This window comes from Paenibacillus glucanolyticus (assembly GCF_037333485.1).
Taxonomy (GTDB): Bacteria; Bacillota; Bacilli; order Paenibacillales; family Paenibacillaceae; genus Paenibacillus_AQ; species Paenibacillus_AQ glucanolyticus.
Genome location: NZ_CP147845.1, coordinates 4781754 through 4797685, shown reverse-complemented (window position 1 = coordinate 4797685; position 15932 = coordinate 4781754). Strand labels below are relative to the sequence as shown.

At 52.5% G+C, this 15932-nt stretch carries 11 protein-coding genes; 10 read left to right on the top strand and 1 reads right to left on the bottom strand.

Annotated elements, in window-relative coordinates:
* The first annotated feature begins 119 nt into the window (after positions 1–119).
* The 7 genes from WDY75_RS22610 (at position 120) to WDY75_RS22580 (ending at position 5331) form a co-directional block, all read left to right on the top strand.
* A complete protein-coding gene (locus tag WDY75_RS22610) occupies positions 120–491 on the top strand; it encodes a hypothetical protein (RefSeq protein ID WP_006209006.1) in 372 nt (123 codons plus the stop codon).
* A gap of 49 nt (positions 492–540) precedes the next feature.
* The gene (locus WDY75_RS22605; RefSeq protein ID WP_006209007.1) at positions 541–741 is read left to right on the top strand and encodes a YfhD family protein; all 201 of its coding nucleotides are present in this window, start codon (positions 541–543) and stop codon (positions 739–741) included.
* A 183-nt stretch (positions 742–924) separates the two neighbouring features.
* A complete protein-coding gene (gene prmA, locus WDY75_RS22600) occupies positions 925–1902 on the top strand; it encodes a 50S ribosomal protein L11 methyltransferase (protein WP_036644469.1) in 978 nt (325 codons plus the stop codon).
* A gap of 2 nt (positions 1903–1904) precedes the next feature.
* Positions 1905–2597, top strand: coding sequence for a site-2 protease family protein (locus WDY75_RS22595; RefSeq protein ID WP_036644467.1), 693 nt, complete (start codon positions 1905–1907; stop codon positions 2595–2597).
* Positions 2598–2671: 74 nt separating this feature from the next.
* Positions 2672–3442, top strand: coding sequence for a 16S rRNA (uracil(1498)-N(3))-methyltransferase (locus WDY75_RS22590; protein ID WP_006209010.1), 771 nt, complete (start codon positions 2672–2674; stop codon positions 3440–3442).
* A 2-nt stretch (positions 3443–3444) separates the two neighbouring features.
* The gene (gene mtaB / locus WDY75_RS22585) at positions 3445–4788 is read left to right on the top strand and encodes a tRNA (N(6)-L-threonylcarbamoyladenosine(37)-C(2))-methylthiotransferase MtaB (protein ID WP_063478937.1); all 1344 of its coding nucleotides are present in this window, start codon (positions 3445–3447) and stop codon (positions 4786–4788) included.
* A gap of 87 nt (positions 4789–4875) precedes the next feature.
* A complete protein-coding gene (locus WDY75_RS22580; protein WP_006209012.1) occupies positions 4876–5331 on the top strand; it encodes an NUDIX hydrolase in 456 nt (151 codons plus the stop codon).
* On the opposite strand, the gene WDY75_RS22575 is transcribed toward WDY75_RS22580, so the two are convergent.
* Complete coding sequence (locus WDY75_RS22575) at positions 5328–6299, bottom strand: Na/Pi cotransporter family protein (RefSeq protein ID WP_063478938.1); 972 nt, start codon at positions 6297–6299, stop codon at positions 5328–5330. The two genes, WDY75_RS22580 and WDY75_RS22575, sit on opposite strands and share 4 nt — an antisense overlap.
* A 297-nt stretch (positions 6300–6596) precedes the next feature.
* On the opposite strand from WDY75_RS22575, the gene WDY75_RS22570 reads away from it, so the two are divergent.
* From WDY75_RS22570 to addA, 3 genes are all read left to right on the top strand, one after another.
* Positions 6597–7970, top strand: coding sequence for a class I SAM-dependent rRNA methyltransferase (locus tag WDY75_RS22570; RefSeq protein ID WP_063478939.1), 1374 nt, complete (start codon positions 6597–6599; stop codon positions 7968–7970).
* A 308-nt stretch (positions 7971–8278) separates the two neighbouring features.
* A complete protein-coding gene (gene addB / locus WDY75_RS22565; RefSeq protein WP_063478940.1) occupies positions 8279–11809 on the top strand; it encodes a helicase-exonuclease AddAB subunit AddB in 3531 nt (1176 codons plus the stop codon).
* A gap of 5 nt (positions 11810–11814) precedes the next feature.
* Entirely contained in the window at positions 11815–15927 is a 4113-nt protein-coding gene (gene addA, locus WDY75_RS22560) for a helicase-exonuclease AddAB subunit AddA (RefSeq protein ID WP_063479773.1), read from the top strand.
* Positions 15928–15932 lie beyond the last annotated feature (5 nt).

The following is a 15932-nucleotide window of genomic DNA, read 5'->3' as shown; positions in this document are numbered from 1 at the left end:
ATACCTTTGGCCTGCTGTTTTTTCTACAGCTCCCAAGAATAAAAGGATCAATGATGAAGCATCCTAGGGGGGTTCCATCCAGATGCGCGATTTTGAAGAGGAAATGCAGGTGAAGTGAAGTGGCAGAGAAAAATATTTTGGCGTATTTCAAAAGCCCTGATCAGGCACAGCACGCAGCTCGCAAGCTCCAGTCGCTGCGCGTTGCGGATATGTCTATCGACCGATTTGGGGCTTATCCCGGCGGGGAGCTTAACCAACCGATGAATCCGTTGACAGGTAATATTGCCAGCTTGTCAACGTTGACCCTAAATGCGGACATTTCGGGGCCGGGAGCCGGAATCCTCGGAGCGGCGGATCCTTCTGCCAGCGGGATGAGCAGCGGAGGGCAGGACGGAACCGAAGGCCGGGATATTCTGTTGACGGTTGTGTTGGATGAAGGCGTATTCACTCAAGCCATGCGAATCATCGAAGAATCCGGCGGCATGGTTTAAGTGTTGCAGGTCAGCGCTAATCGTTTATAAGGAAAGGAGAATAGCACTCATGATGAGACGTGTGAAAAAAGGGAAAATTTCGAGCAAAACGGAGAAGATGATTGCTCTTCAATCCGCCAAGGCTGAGGATGTTGAATTCTCGGCAATGGAAGCCGATCACGATGATGTCGAGGCGCTTCGCAGAAGCGAGGCAGCGGATGAACGCCAATTGAAGAAAATTCTCGACGAAACCAGTAAAGACGTAGATTGATCGTTACGAATTTAATGTATTGCCTGGTCCCTCTTACCTTCTTCTTGCGGAGGCGGTAAGAAGGACTTTTTTGATTATATGATCAACAGAATAGTCGCCACGCATTTCCGTACAAACTTTGTATCAGGGGTCCTCCATATAGTACAATGGTATTTATGTATGAACGAGGAGGAACTGTAGCACATGTTATGGCGTGAATTAACGATACATACCACGGAGGAAGCCGTGGAGATGATTACGAATTTCCTGCATGAAGCAGGAGCCGGAGGCGTCTCAATTGAAGAGTCCGGTACTACGAACAAGAAGCGGGATACATCCCTTGGGCAATGGTTTGATGAGATTGTTCCGTTTAACGATATTCCTGAAGGGTTTGCCGTCATCAAAGGTTACTTTGATGAGACGGTTACGCTGGAATCGGTCCTTGATGAAATTGCCCCTCGTGTGGAGGAACTGAAGGAATTTGGCATTGATACAGGTGAAGTAAGTTATGAGATGAAGACGGTGGATGAGAATGAATGGGCGACTGCCTGGAAGCAGTATTTTAAACCGATCCGCGTGTCCGAGAGGTTAACCATCAAACCGACATGGGAGGAATACACGCCTGAATCGGACAATGAATCCATTATTGTACTGGACCCCGGGATGGCTTTCGGAACGGGAACACATCCAACCACTTCCTTGTGCCTGCGTACGCTGGAGATGGTAATCCAGGGCGGTGAGGAAGTCATTGACGTCGGGACGGGATCAGGCATTCTCTCCATCGGTGCGGCGCATCTGGGGGCTTCGCGAATTCTGGCTCTTGACCTGGACCCGGTTGCCGTATCCAGCGCGAAGGAGAATACCCGTCTTAATGGTCTGGAAGATGTCATCACAGTGAAGGAAAGTGATTTGCTCTCGGTACTGACGGATTCGTCCGTTCAATCGGACCTGGGCGTGAGACTGCCGGTACAAGTTGTAGTGGCCAACATTTTGGCGGAGGTTATCCTATTGTTTGTGGACGATGTCTACCAGGCCCTTCAGCCAGGCGGCGCCTATATCGCTTCCGGAATCTACAAGAACAAAGAAGAAATCGTGGAGAAGGCGCTGATTGCCTCGGGGTTCGAAATCGCGGACATTTGCCGCGAGGATGATTGGGTTGCATTCGTAGCGAGGAAGAACTGATTATGGATTTTTTGGATAAGCTGCTATTTTATCCGCTGGAACAGCTTCCGTTTTACCTGATTGCTTTAATCATTGCATTTACCGTGCATGAGTTTTCACATGCCTATTTTGCTAATAAATTCGGAGATCCTACAGCCAAGCTGCTGGGCAGAGTGACACTGAATCCTGCGGTGCACTTTGATTTTCTGGGCATCGTCCTCCTGCTGATTGCCGGGTTCGGCTGGGCAAGACCGGTTCCCATTAATCGGGAGAACTTTAGCAACCCGCGCCGCATGAGCATTATCGTGGCGGCGGTGGGTCCGCTGAGCAACCTTTTGTTAGGCATACTTGGGGCGCTCATTTATGCTGTTCTGTATCAAACCGGCATTATTCCTCCCGAAGGAATAACCAAGACGGATCAAGCGGTACATTTGTTCTTTAATATATTCATATTGCTCAATTTCTTTTTATGTCTGTTTAATCTGGTTCCATTGCCGCCGCTGGACGGCTACCGCATCCTGGAGAACGCGCTTCCTCCGCGGATGAGTGCGAAGATACAAAAGTTTGAGCAATGGTCGATCCTTATATTCTTGTTGATCATTCTGTTGCCTTTTTTCCAGAACTATACGATCAAGCCCCTGTATGATACGGCATATGCGCTGTCCTCCAAAATTTTGGATATGTTCATTTTGATGACCGGCGGTTATCGACACTGATTTTTTCTGGTCAGTTCGCATGAAAAGTTGTATGATGGGGTTTGGCGATTTTTGAGTTAGGTGAGGATATAAAGATGCAGCGATATTTTGTGACTCCCGCACAATTCGAGGGAGACCGTGTAGAGATTACGGGCGATGATGCCCGTCATATCACCAAGGTCATGCGAGGAAGGCTTGGTGATAAACTGATTGTAAGCGATGGGGTATCCCGCGAAGCCATGGTTGAAATTGAAAGTTTAGAAGCGGCTAGCGTTTTTGCCGTTGTGATTGAATCCATGGAGATGAGAAATGAGCCGCGCCTGCAGGTGACGATTGCCCAGAGCTTGCCGAAAGGCGACAAAATGGAGACCGTCATCCAAAAATGCACCGAGATTGGCGCGGTGTCCTTTGCTCCCTTCTTATCGGAACGAACGATTGTTCAGTACGATGCCAAGAAGGAAGGCAAGCGGCTGGAGCGTTGGCGCAAAATCGCGAAGGAGGCTGCTGAACAGGCTCATCGTAACCGGGTACCGTCTGTTGAACAGCCTTTATCGTGGAGGAATCTGCTTGCAGCGTTTTCCAGCTATGATGCTGTTTGTTTTTGTTATGAGAAAGAGCATGGTTCCCAGTTAAGGGACGTGCTCAAGCCATTTGTAGAGCAGGCGCTGCCGGAGTCCGGCTCCCAAGCCTGCTTGCTGCTGGTCGTTGGGCCTGAGGGCGGATTTACGGAAGAGGAATGCCGGGCTGCCGAGGATGCGGGAGCCGTGTCCGTCGGACTGGGAAGGCGGATTCTCCGCTGCGAGACTGCCGGCATGACCGCGCTTGCCTGCGCACTATACGAATCTGGAGAAATGGGGGGCGTTTGAACATGCCATCCGTAGCGTTTTATACGTTGGGTTGCAAAGTCAATTTTTACGATACCGAGGCCATCTGGCAATACTTCAAAAATGAAGGCTACGACCAGGTGGACTTCGAACAAACCGCTGATGTTTATTTGATTAACACTTGCCACGTTACCAATACAGGGGATAAAAAGAGCCGTCAAATGATCAGACGCGCGGTTCGCCGCAATCCTGAAGCCATCGTGGCTGTAACGGGCTGTTATGCCCAAACCTCGCCTGCCGAGATTTTGGATATTCCAGGCGTGGATCTTGTAATCGGAAACCAGGATCGCGATAAAATCATGGATTTCATTCAGGATATTGAAAAAACGCGCCAGCCGATTAATGCGGTGCGTAATATTATGAAGACCAGAGTGTTCGAGGAGATGGACGTTCCGGATTTTGCCGAGCGTACACGTGCATTCCTGAAAATTCAGGACGGATGCAACAACTTCTGTACGTTCTGCATTATTCCTTGGTCCCGCGGACTGTCGCGGAGCCGGGATCCGAAGAGCATTATCCAGCAAGCTCATCAGCTGGTAGGGGCAGGATATAAAGAAATCGTGTTGACCGGTATTCACACGGGCGGATACGGCGACGATCTCGAGGAATACCGATTGTCCGACCTGTTGTGGGACCTTGACCGGGTTGACGGTCTGGAACGCATTCGCATCAGCTCCATTGAAGCGAGCCAGATCGACGAGAAGATGCTGGACGTTCTGAACCGTTCCAGTAAAATGTGCCGTCACCTCCATATTCCGCTGCAAGCTGGAGATGATACGGTGCTGAAACGGATGCGCCGTAAATATACGACGGAAGAGTTCTATAACAAGATGGGCTTGATCCGCCAAGCGATGCCGGATGTCGGCATTACCACCGACGTCATCGTTGGATTTCCAGGAGAAACGGATGAGATGTTCCGCAACGGCTATGATCTGATGAAGGCCATTCAATTCTCCGAGATGCACGTGTTCCCTTATTCCAAGCGTACCGGTACGCCGGCAGCACGTATGGAGGATCAGGTGGACGAGGAAGTGAAGAACGCCCGTGTCCATGATCTGATCGACTTGTCGGAGCAGCTGCAGCTTGCTTATGCGGAGCAGTTTGTAGGCAAGATTCTGGACGTGATACCGGAGCGGGAATACAAGGGTGCTCCCAAAGGCGGAAAGATGCAGGGTTACAGCGATAACTACCTCCAGCTCATATTCAATGGCTCGTCTGATCTCGAAGGCAAATTGTGCCGCGTAAAAGTGACCAAAGCCGGTGTAAATGAATGCGAGGGCGAACTCCTCAGCGTCATGGATCATGGACTTAAGGCAGCTGCCCAGTAATTCCAATAGCGGCCATACCAGACAAGGATTTCATTTCCTAGCCATTTGGAAGTGGAATCCTTGTTGTACATGAAGGAGGAACAGGACATGACATATACACAAATTTCCGCAGGCGGTGTTGTATACCGTCATTATGAAGGGGCGCTTCAGATCCAGCTCATATTGGACCGTTACGGAAAAACCTCGCTTCCCAAAGGCAAGATGGAAGCAGGTGAAACCGTCGAGCAGACGGCACTCCGAGAAATATGCGAGGAGACAGGTATAGTCGGATCCATCACCTCTCCAGTGGACATCATTGCATATAAATACCATCATCCCGAATTAGGCCAGGTGGACAAGGAAGTTCACTACTACCTGGTAAAGGCAGAAAAGGGTGTTTTGAAACCCCAGGTCGAGGAAATTAACGGGGTGGATTGGTTTGAGCCTCTTACCGCATGGAGGAAGCAGCGCAGTAACGGTTACAACAATAATGATGTTATCCTGCGCAAAGCGCTTACGCTGCTTGATATCAGCATTCCTGTAGACGAAGATATTCAGATTTAGGTCTGAGCCCGTTTGTTCCAGAATGGCAGATAGCACAGCGGAAGCGCGATAAGAGAGCAAACGACATTAAACAAGGTTTGTGCATGGGCGATCTGACCAGCCGGGTCTGCGGCAAACCAGCCCGATACCATCGTTAAACCTGCAATCAAGGGCGTAAAGAGAAGAACCCCGCCGATATTGAGACCCATGTGGGACCAAGCCACAAATCGTCCGGCCCGGGTGCTGCCAAGCGCAGCTATTAAAGCTGTCACGCAGGTCCCCACATTAGAGCCCAGCACGATGGCGACGCCAATCTCGGGAGGCAGTGCTCCGCTTGCTGCAAGGCCCATTGCCATGGCGATGACTGCAGCGCTGCTGTGCATGAGCGCGGTCAGCAGCGTTCCGGCGGCAATGCCCCAGAGGACGCTTCGCGAAGCATGGTCGAGAAACCATTGGAACACGCCAAGGCTTTGAAGGGTGGGGCCGATGGATTGCATGAATTGAATGGCGAGCAGCACAAGCGAGAATCCGGCAACCGCCAAGCAGAGAAACTGACTGCGGATCAGCTTCTCTTTTAATTTGTCATAGCTGGAAGGTACGTGTTCGCTGACGAGTACAGCTCCAATCCATAACATCAGGGAGAGGACAAGGAGGGGCATGGCTGCCTGTCCGATTTGAAGACTGATGAGCTCCGTGGTAACCGTTGTGCCGATGTTGGTGCCTAGAATGATGCCCAGGGTTCCGGCAAAACTCAACAGGCCGGCATTCGCGAATCCTATCGCTAGTACGGTTACAGCGGTGCTGCTCTGGAGCAGTGCTGTTACCGCAGTGCTGGCGATCATGCCCTTGATGGGTGTGGATGTCGCTTGGTGGAGCCACTTATGCAACAGGGGACCGGCCCAGCGCTGGAGGGCAACCTCCATGACCTTCATACCGAACAGGAACAGAACAAGACCATAACAGATGGGAAACCAGAGTGAGGATAGCATGATGTTCTCCTTTTCTGAGGAATAAAGTGTGAGATAATAACGTCGGCCGCGGCGGAAGGATTTGACCGGATCTCTTCGGTAAGACCTCCATCGGTGCTTTTCTTAAGATTATGGAATTTATAACAGTTCACCGAAGCTGAGCGAATTCGATAATCGCAAGAAAAACATCCTTTACACGCTGTCTGTCTTACGCAAAAAACACGTCGGTAGACGCTTTTCTTATTACGTATATGACCCCTGGCGGACATGCATGCCTATAGATATGGCGCAGGGGATAACTTAAGGAGTGAACATACAGTGCCATCGGTTATTTTGGAGCGCAGTCGAAAAAAGAGATTGGAGCAGGGGCATCCCTGGGTTTATAAAAGCGAGATTGCCTCAGTTGAGGGAGAGCCGAAACCGGGGGATCTGGTTTCTGTGTTAAACCACCAAGGGCGGTTTCTTGCCTCGGGTTATTACAATCCGCAGTCTCAAATCACGGTACGCACCGTTTCCTACGAGCCGGTTGAGTTGATGGATCGGGCTTTTTTTGCCGCCCGTTTTCAGGAGTGCCTGAAGCACCGGGAACGGTTTATCGGGGAAGAGAACGCCTACCGGCTGGTATACGGAGAAGCCGATTTTTTACCCGGTTTGATTGTAGACCGTTTCGCTGACGTGCTGGTTGTGCAGCTGCTGACGCTGGGTATGGATCGCTGCCGTGAAGAGATTGTGAGTGCGCTGGTTGAGGTTATGCAGCCAAAAGGGATCTATGAGCGGAGCGACGTATCCGTTCGTGAGCTGGAGGGACTTGAGCTGCGCAAAGGGGTCCTCTACGGAGAGTGTCCGCGCCACGTAACCGTGACGGAGAACGGCCTCAAGATTAAGGTTGATATCGAAGAGGGACAGAAGACGGGATATTTCTTTGACCAGCGTGAGAATCGGGCTTCCATTAAACCGTTAATGACTGGCTGGGGAAGCCGCAGCGGAATTGCGCTTCAAGCAGTGGAATCGGGTGGTGAGCTGAAGAAGGTGCCTGTGAACAAGAGTGGAAAAGAAGTTACTTTTCCATATTGGGACGGAGCCACGGTGCTTGAATGCTTTTCCCATACGGGCAGCTTCACCCTGCATGCTTGCCAATATGGCGCCAAGAAAGTTACCTGCCTCGATATTTCGGAGCATGCAATAGACAGTGCCAGAGAGAATGTCGAACTGAACGGATTTCAGGATCGGGTGGAGTTCGTTGTGGATGATGCCTTCCAATATTTGCGGAACCAGGTAAAAGGACTGGATGAACGTGAACAGCGGGCCAAAGGGGATCAGAAGGTAGACACCTCCAAACCCCTGACAGCAGGAGGCGGCCGTTCCTGGGATGTGGTAATTCTGGATCCACCGGCATTTGCCAAAACCAAGTCAGCCGTCAAAGGGGCTTGCCGCGGATACAAGGACATCAATTTGCATGGCATGAAACTGGTGAACGAGGGCGGTTATTTGGTTACGGCTAGCTGCTCGTACCATATGCGGCCGGATTTGTTCCTGGATACGATCCAGGATGCGGCCCAAGATGCAGGCAAAATTCTGAGATTGGTGGAATGGCGTGCCGCTGGTAAAGATCACCCTCAAATCCTTGGGGTGGACGAGGGGCATTATTTGAAATTCGCTGTGTTTGAAGTGCGCAGCAAATCAAGACTATAGAGCGCTGCCGAATCGTATGGATAAGAAGGATCTTCCAAGTGGTGGGTAAACCATGAGGGGAGGTCCTTTTTCTTATGCACACAATATATTGGAATGGCAATGAAATCCAAACGTATGTTCCATCAAACCGCACTTATGTTATACTAGTAATCAGCATCTTTTTTGATAGAGTGCTAACAATTACAATGGATTTTACATCCTTTTTGGTCAAATAAATCATAGATTCAAGGGTATGATTTCATCGGAACGATATCGTGTTCTCAGGTGAAGGAGTACCCTTTGGCAGACACTGTGGGAGGGGGCATAGCATGAGCGTTCAATTTGTGATCGGAAGGTCAGGCAGCGGCAAGAGCACATTGATCCGTCAAGAGATGATGGATCGACTGGAGCGGGATCCCAGGGGGAATCCGATGATCCTGATCGTTCCGGAGCAGGGGTCCTATGAAGCCGAACACGCACTCGTGAATGCGGGAGGCATACGGGGCATGATGCGTGCGCAAGTGCTCAGTTTCCGCCGATTGGCCTACCGGGTCATGCAGGAGACTGGCGGAGCAGCGAAAGTGGCGATCAGTGAAGAAGGAAAACGCATGCTGATGTATAAAATTTTGCGGAGGCGCAAAGAAGAACTGCAGCTATTCGGCGCCTCAGGCGAGCAGCTCGGTTTTGTCGGTAAGCTGAGTGAGTTGTACACGGAAATGAAGCGATACTGCATTGACGCTTCCTGTGTGGAGGAGCAGCTGAGCCAGATGATGTCGGGCTCCGGAAATTCTCCGATGCTTCGCCGAAAGCTGGAAGATATCGTAACTGTATTCCGTGATTTCGAACTCGAGATATCGCGGCTGTACACGGATGAGGAAGACACACTCGCCTCACTGGCGGAGGGCGTGGCGGACTCAGAATACATCAAGCGTGCCGACATCTGGATCGATGGCTTCCATGGCTTTACCCCGCAGGAGTATCGGGTGCTCGGGGAGCTTATCCATCATGCCAATCACGTCACGATAGCTCTGACACTCGACAAACCTTATATGGATGGGGCTGTTCCACATGAGCTGGATTTGTTTCATCCTACCGCGGTGACGTACATAAAGCTGAAAGGAATTGCCGATGAGTTGGGAATGGATGCGGAACACCATATGCTGCATCCTGAAGTGCCGCCGAGGTTTCAGGATTCCCCAGTGCTGGCGCATCTTGAGCGCGGTTATGACCGGAAGAAGCGCTGGACGGGAGCTTATGGAGACGGGAATCATGAGGACAAGGAGAACGGCCGCAGAGAAGGGCTGCTTCTTCATGCTGCCAGCCATCGCCGGGCCGAAATCGAAGGGGCACTTCGAGAGATGCTGCGCTTGGCGCAGGAGGAAGGAGCGAGATTCCGGGAGATGGCGGTATTCGTCCGGAATATGGGAGATTATGAGCATCTGGTAGGCCCGTTATTCAAGGAATACGATATTCCTTATTTTCTGGATCAGAAGCGGAGCGAACTGCACCATCCGTTAGTTGAATTCATTCGCTCGGCTCTGGATGTCATTGGGCGAAGATGGCGTTATGAGGATGTGTTCCGCTGCGTGAAGACGGATTTGCTGCTTCCGCTGGACGGCTCCCTGAACCGGGAGGATATGGACCGGTTGGAGAATCATGTGCTCGCTTCCGGGATTCATGGTTACCGCTGGACGGATGGCCGTCCGTGGAAGGGGATTCCAAGTCTCTCTCTAGAGGATGGAGAAAACGAGGTGCTCAATCTCGACAGCATGCAGGCTATTGAATACGCAAGAAGGGTCATCGCAGAGCCGCTTCATGCGTTCGAGAAACGGATGAAAAAGGCTGCGACCGCCATGGATCAGAGTACGGCAGTTTATCGCCTTCTGGAGGAGTGCGATGTACCTGAGAAGCTGGAGCTGCTCAGCCGGGCCGCGTTGGACGCAGGACGTCCAGAGGAAGCCAGGGAGCATCGCCAGGTATGGGGAGCCGTGCTTGACCTGCTTGACCAGATTGTGGAGATGATGGGTGCAGAGAAGCTGAGCACGGAATTGTTTACAGGGGTGCTGGATACGGGTCTCACTGAAATGAAGATGGCCCTTGTACCACCCTCTCTGGATCAGGTGCTTATCGGAAGCATGGACCGGACACGAACGGGCGGGGTGAAGTATGCTTTTCTGCTCGGCATTAACGATGGCGTTCTTCCAGCCCAGTTTCAGGATGACGGCATTTTGACAGAGCCGGAGCGGCTCCATCTCGAAGATCGCGGGTTGGAGCTTGCCCCGAGTATATCCCGCAGACTGCTGGATGAGCGCTTCCTGATCTACAACGCGCTTACTTCAGCCAGCGAGCAGCTGTGGGTCAGCTATCCTGCTGCAGTTGATGAAGGCAAGACGTTATTGCCTTCCGAGGTGATCCGTCATCTGAAGCTGATGTTCCAGATCGACGAGACACCCCTGTATCCAAGGCCGCATGCCGGGCAATCGGTTCCCGAACAGGAGCGATATGCGGCCCGTCCGCACAAGACGCTTGCGTATTTAACGGGAAGGCTTCGCGACTGGAGGAATGGAGAGGACATTCCGCACATTTGGTGGCATATGTACAATTGGTTTGCTCAGAAGCCGGAATTTCGGCCGCGTCTGGAATCGATGCTCTCTTCATTGTCCTATCGGAATGAAGCGCAGCCTCTTAAGGAAGAGACCAGCAGGCAATTGTATGGAACGAAGCTGCGGACAAGCGTATCCCGGATGGAGCGGTTTGTAGCCTGTCCATTTTCACATTTTGCATCACATGGATTAAAGCTGAGAGAGCGGCAGCTGTATCGACTGCAGGCTCCTGACATCGGACAGCTGTTCCATGCTGCCTTGAGCAGCATGGCAGTGAAGTTTCAATCGGAGCATCGAAGCTGGGGAGACCTGTCGGCAGATGAGTGTCTGCGTGAGGCGGAGGCTACCGTGGATCGGCTCGCTCCGATGCTGCAGGGCGAAATCTTGTTGAGCTCCAAACGGTATGGATATATCTCCCGGAAGCTGAAGAATATTGTGGGCAGAGCTTCCGTTATATTGGGTGAACAAGCCCGGCGCGGCAAATTCGAGCCGATCGGCCTTGAGCTTGATTTCGGTCCCGGCAAGCCGCTGCCGCCGCTGACGTTTGAACTGCTTAACGGGGTGAAGATGGAGGTTGTCGGTCGTATTGACCGGGTGGATATGGCACGTGGCGAGCATGGGATCATGCTTCGGGTCATTGATTATAAATCCAGCCAGAAGGATCTGCGATTGCATGAGGTCTATTACGGATTGTCCTTGCAGATGCTGACCTATCTGGACGTGCTGCTGACGTTTGCGGAGGACTGGCTTGGCGAACAGGCATTGCCTGCGGGAACGCTGTATTTCCACGTTCATGATCCGGTATTGCAATCCGCAAACGGCATGACGCCGGAACAGGCGGCAGAGGAACTGCTCAAGCGCTACAAAATGAAAGGTCTGCTGCTTGCAGACCGTGAAGCCGTTTCCCTCATGGATTCATCCCTTGAAAAAGGCCATTCGGCTATTCTGCCTGTTGCCGTCAAAACAGACGGCAGCTTCTACAGCAGCGCAGCCGTTGCGACGCCGGATCAGTGGGAGACTTTGCTATCCGCAGTGCGGGAAAATATGCTGACGATCGGCTCCAGAATTACCGGCGGCGATGTAGCGATTGAACCTTACCGAATCCAGCAGGAAACAGCTTGCACGTACTGTTCCTACCGGCCGGTGTGTCAGTTCGACGATGCGATTGAGGGCAGCGACTACCAGCTGCTGGGCAAGCCGGGACGCGATCAGGTCTGGGATCTGCTGGGACATCCGAAGGGAGGAGAGAGTCGGTGAGAGAGATGATAGCAAAGCCTGAGGGCAGCATGTGGAGTGATGACCAATGGAAGGCCATTGCACTTTCGGGTGATGACATCCTGGTTGCAGCCGCAGCAGGCTCAGGAAAAACCGCCGTGCTTGTTGAGCGGATCATTCGCAAAATCCTTGACGATACCACAGGGTTCAGTGTGGACCGGCTGCTTGTGGCTACCTTTACCAAGGCAGCGGCAGCCGAAATGCGCGGTCGGATTCGGGAAGCGCTTGAACGCGAGCTGGACCGTGACCAGGACAACGAGCATATCCGGCGCCAGCTCGCTTTACTTGGCAGGGCGTCGATTACAACGCTGCACTCCTTCTGCATGGAAGTCATCCGCCGGTATTATCAGCTGATCCCGCTGGATCCGGGGTTCCGCATTCTGAATGAACATGAGGCGGATTTGATGCGGCAGGATATGCTGGAGGAGCTGTTCGAAGAGAAGTATGGTGAAGCAGAGCAGGACCAGGGCAGTACGTTTCTCCGTTTGGCTGATTGGTTCAGCGGGGAGAGAACGGACGATGCACTGTATCGTCTCGTGCAGCGCCTCTACGATTTCTCGCGCAGTCATTCATGGCCGGCAAGCTGGCTCCGAGACACAGCGGCAAGCTTCCATGTAGCGGATACCGAGGCGCTCGGACAAACAGCGTGGGTTCAGAGTGTATTGGCTGATGCACGTTTAGCATTGAACGGAGCTGCAGGCCTGCTATTGCAAGCGAAAACCATCGCTATGCAGCCCGGGGGGCCAGCACCGTATGTGGATAATCTGAATGAGGATTTGTCGCTGGTGGCCTCTTTGCTTGAAGCCATCGATTCTTCACCGTGGGAATCGTTATACGGTATTTTTCGCGAGGTTTCTTTTGGCAAGCTGAAATCGGTCAGGAAGGACGATGTCCTGCCTGAGCTGCAGGAACGGGTCAAGGAACTTCGGGACCATGTGAAGAAGACCGTAAATGAGCTGAAAAGCGCCTTGTTCGGCCGACCGGCATCAGAATTTCTGCAGGAGCTGCATACGGCTGCGCCGCTGATGCAGGAACTGGCCGAGACGGTTGTTTCCTTTGGCGAGCGATACCGGGAGGCCAAGGCATCCAAAGGCTTGGTCGACTTTAACGATCTGGAGCATTACTGCCTACATATTCTTCGCCATCCGGATTCCGTGCCGGGTCATATGATGCCCTCCGATGCGGCGATGGAATATCGCGAGCAGTTTGACGAAGTGCTGCTGGACGAATATCAGGATACAAACAGTGTGCAGGAAGATATCGTACGATTGATATCCAGAGAAGCGCCGGGAAATCGGTTTATGGTTGGAGACGTCAAGCAGAGCATCTACCGTTTCCGCCTGGCAGAGCCGGGACTTTTTCTTGATAAATACAAAAAATTCTCCTCGGACGTCAACACGTCCCTTGTGGGCATGCGGATTGATCTGGCTCGAAATTTTCGAAGCCGGATGGAAGTTGTGAATGCTGTTAATGTGCTGTTTCGACAGATCATGAATGAATCCGTAGCGGAGATCGCCTATGACGAGCGAGCGGAGCTGATATCCGGCGCTTCCTTTCCCGAACGCGAGGATACAGGGGGCATGAGTCCTTATACGCCGGAATTGCTTCTCATCGACCGTCTCGGAAAGGGTGCGGAGGAACCGTCCGAAGAATCGGCTTCGGAAGAGGACGGGGGCATGATGGAGGTTGAGGCGCTTGAGATGGAAACCGCCCAACTGGAAGCTCGTGCCATTGCCCGCAGAATCCGTGAGATGACCGGCGAAAGCGGAAAGCCGCTCATGGTTTACGATAAGGCACTGAAATCGATGCGGCCCGCCGGGTATGGAGATATGGTCATTTTGCTGCGTTCTGCCATGGTATGGGCGCCTCTAATCATTGAGGAGCTGCGACAGGAGGGAATTCCGGCGTTCGGCGAGCAGAACAAAGGATACTTTCAGGCAACCGAAGTGGAGATTATCTTATCGCTGCTGCAGGTAATCGATAACCCTCGGCAGGATATTCCTCTGGCATCGGTTCTGCGATCGCCCATTCTCGGTTTATCGGAGGAAGAGATGGCACAGGTCCGCCTGTGCGCCAAAGGTACTTATTACGATGCGCTTAAGGCAGCTGCTGCGTTAGGTGGACTGGCGCCGGTATTGGATTCAGAACGTTCATTAGGTCTCGTTGACGGGAAGTGGACTCCGGGCACAGAGCTGGAAAGTATGGCAGAAGCGGCGGCAGGCCATGAGCTGGTTGCAGGCAGCTCTTCAAGTGCTTCGATGCGGATGAACGGCCCGAATGTTGAAATATCAACGGAGCTGGGCACAAAACTGGGGTTGTTCATGGACCGGCTGCGGCGCTGGCGTCAGGAGGCCCGTCAGGGGAGCCTGAGCGAGCTGATCTGGGGGATCTACAGCGAGACCGGTTACTTGGATTGGATCGGCGGTTTGCCGGGAGGCAAGCAGCGTCAGGGAAATCTGACAGCCTTGTATGACCGTGCGGTGCAGTATGAACAGGATACTTCCTCAAGGGGACTCTTTCGTTTTCTTACCTTTGTTTCAAGGCTTCGGGAGCGGGGGGGAGATCTTGGGACTGCCGGCGGAACGGACAGCCAAGGAAACGCTGTACGTCTGATGACCATTCACAAGAGCAAAGGGCTGGAATTCCCGGTCGTTTTTGTGGCGGGGTTGTCCAAGAATTTCAACCAGCAGGATTTGAACTCGCCCTTCCTCATGCATAAGGAGCTTGGATTTGGACCGAAATTTGTAGATGAGGGCATGCGGGTCAGTTACCCCACCCTGCCTAATCTGGCAATCCGCCGCAGATCGCAGCTGGAGCTGCTGGCCGAAGAGATGCGAGTGCTCTACGTTGCGCTCACACGACCGAAGGAGAAGATGATCCTGGTCGGTACGGTGAAGGATTTGCCGAAAAAAGTGTCTGCATGGGCGCAGGCCGATCATAATCCCGAGCTGCTGCTGCCGGATTATGTCCTTGCCCGAGGCCGGAGTTATTTGGACTGGATCGGTCCTGCCGTGATCCGGCACCCTTCCGCGACCTTGCTCCGTGAAATGGCAGGGTTGCCCGTAGAGGGGAATTTGGGTGTGCTGGCTGAGGATCAATCAGAGTGGTTGTTTTCGATAGAGACACCGGAATCTTTGGCGCAGGGCATGAGTGGAATTGCGGATGATGTTCAAGCAGACAGTCTGGATCGAATGAACAAATTAAAAGCTCTTCACAATCTTGATCCGGTAGAACTGGATTCAGCGACGGCGCAGCAGGAGGATGCTGTGTCCGATCACCAGTGGGAAGCCATTGACCGGCGCTTGTCTTGGAGCTATCGCTATGAAGCGGTCAGTCAAATTTCCGCCAAAACGTCTGTGACGGAGATGAAGAAACTCTTGACGCTTCAGGACAGTCCCTCCTTGGATCTGATAGAGGAGCAGGCCGTGAAACGCCAGAGCCAGGAAGATATAGGACTTGGCGCTTCCTTCACACTGAACCTGAGGCGGCCAAAATTCATGGAGTCTGCGAAGCTGACACCAGCCGAGCGGGGAACGGTCTACCATACGATTATGCAGCACTTGCCCCTTCAACGATTGGGGGGAGCTGCTGAACGGATTTCCGAGATTGAACAAACCATCCGCTATCTTGTGGAGAAGGAAATCATAACCGGAGAGCAGGCTGCTGTCGTGGAGCCGGCGGAAATCAGCAGCCTTTTTGATTGTGCAGTTGGGAAGCAGCTTATGGAAGCAGAAGATACATGGCGTGAAATGCCGTTCTCCTATGCACTGCCTGCAGCGGAAGCCTATCAAGGGCTTGCTTTTATAGACCAAATCGCGGAACAGACGGCGAACGATCACCCGCATGTTCAACTGCTTCAGGACGAGACGGTGCTGATCCAGGGGGTTGTAGACTGCTTATTCCGGCACAATGGAAGACTTGTGCTGCTGGATTATAAAACGGATCGGGTGCTGGAGCACCGCGGCGGCATTCCGGCGTTGGCGGAACAGTACCGTTTTCAACTGGATTTGTATGCAAAGGCGCTGGAAGACATTTTAGGCGAGCCTGTATATGAGAAATGGCTGTACTTTTTTGATGGGGGACAGGCCGTTCAGGTTTAACCCAT

What these genes read in the sequence shown, in the direction of transcription:
- WDY75_RS22575 (WP_063478938.1), bottom strand. Translation starts at nt 6,299, where the DNA reads ATGCTATCCTCACTCTGGTTTCCCATCTGTTATGGTCTTGTTCTGTTC.
- prmA (WP_036644469.1), top strand. Translation starts at nt 925, where the DNA reads ATGTTATGGCGTGAATTAACGATACATACCACGGAGGAAGCCGTGGAG.
- addB (WP_063478940.1), top strand. Translation starts at nt 8,279, where the DNA reads ATGAGCGTTCAATTTGTGATCGGAAGGTCAGGCAGCGGCAAGAGCACA.
- WDY75_RS22595 (WP_036644467.1), top strand. Translation starts at nt 1,905, where the DNA reads ATGGATTTTTTGGATAAGCTGCTATTTTATCCGCTGGAACAGCTTCCG.
- addA (WP_063479773.1), top strand. Translation starts at nt 11,815, where the DNA reads ATGATAGCAAAGCCTGAGGGCAGCATGTGGAGTGATGACCAATGGAAG.
- WDY75_RS22590 (WP_006209010.1), top strand. Translation starts at nt 2,672, where the DNA reads ATGCAGCGATATTTTGTGACTCCCGCACAATTCGAGGGAGACCGTGTA.
- mtaB (WP_063478937.1), top strand. Translation starts at nt 3,445, where the DNA reads ATGCCATCCGTAGCGTTTTATACGTTGGGTTGCAAAGTCAATTTTTAC.
- WDY75_RS22580 (WP_006209012.1), top strand. Translation starts at nt 4,876, where the DNA reads ATGACATATACACAAATTTCCGCAGGCGGTGTTGTATACCGTCATTAT.
- WDY75_RS22605 (WP_006209007.1), top strand. Translation starts at nt 541, where the DNA reads ATGATGAGACGTGTGAAAAAAGGGAAAATTTCGAGCAAAACGGAGAAG.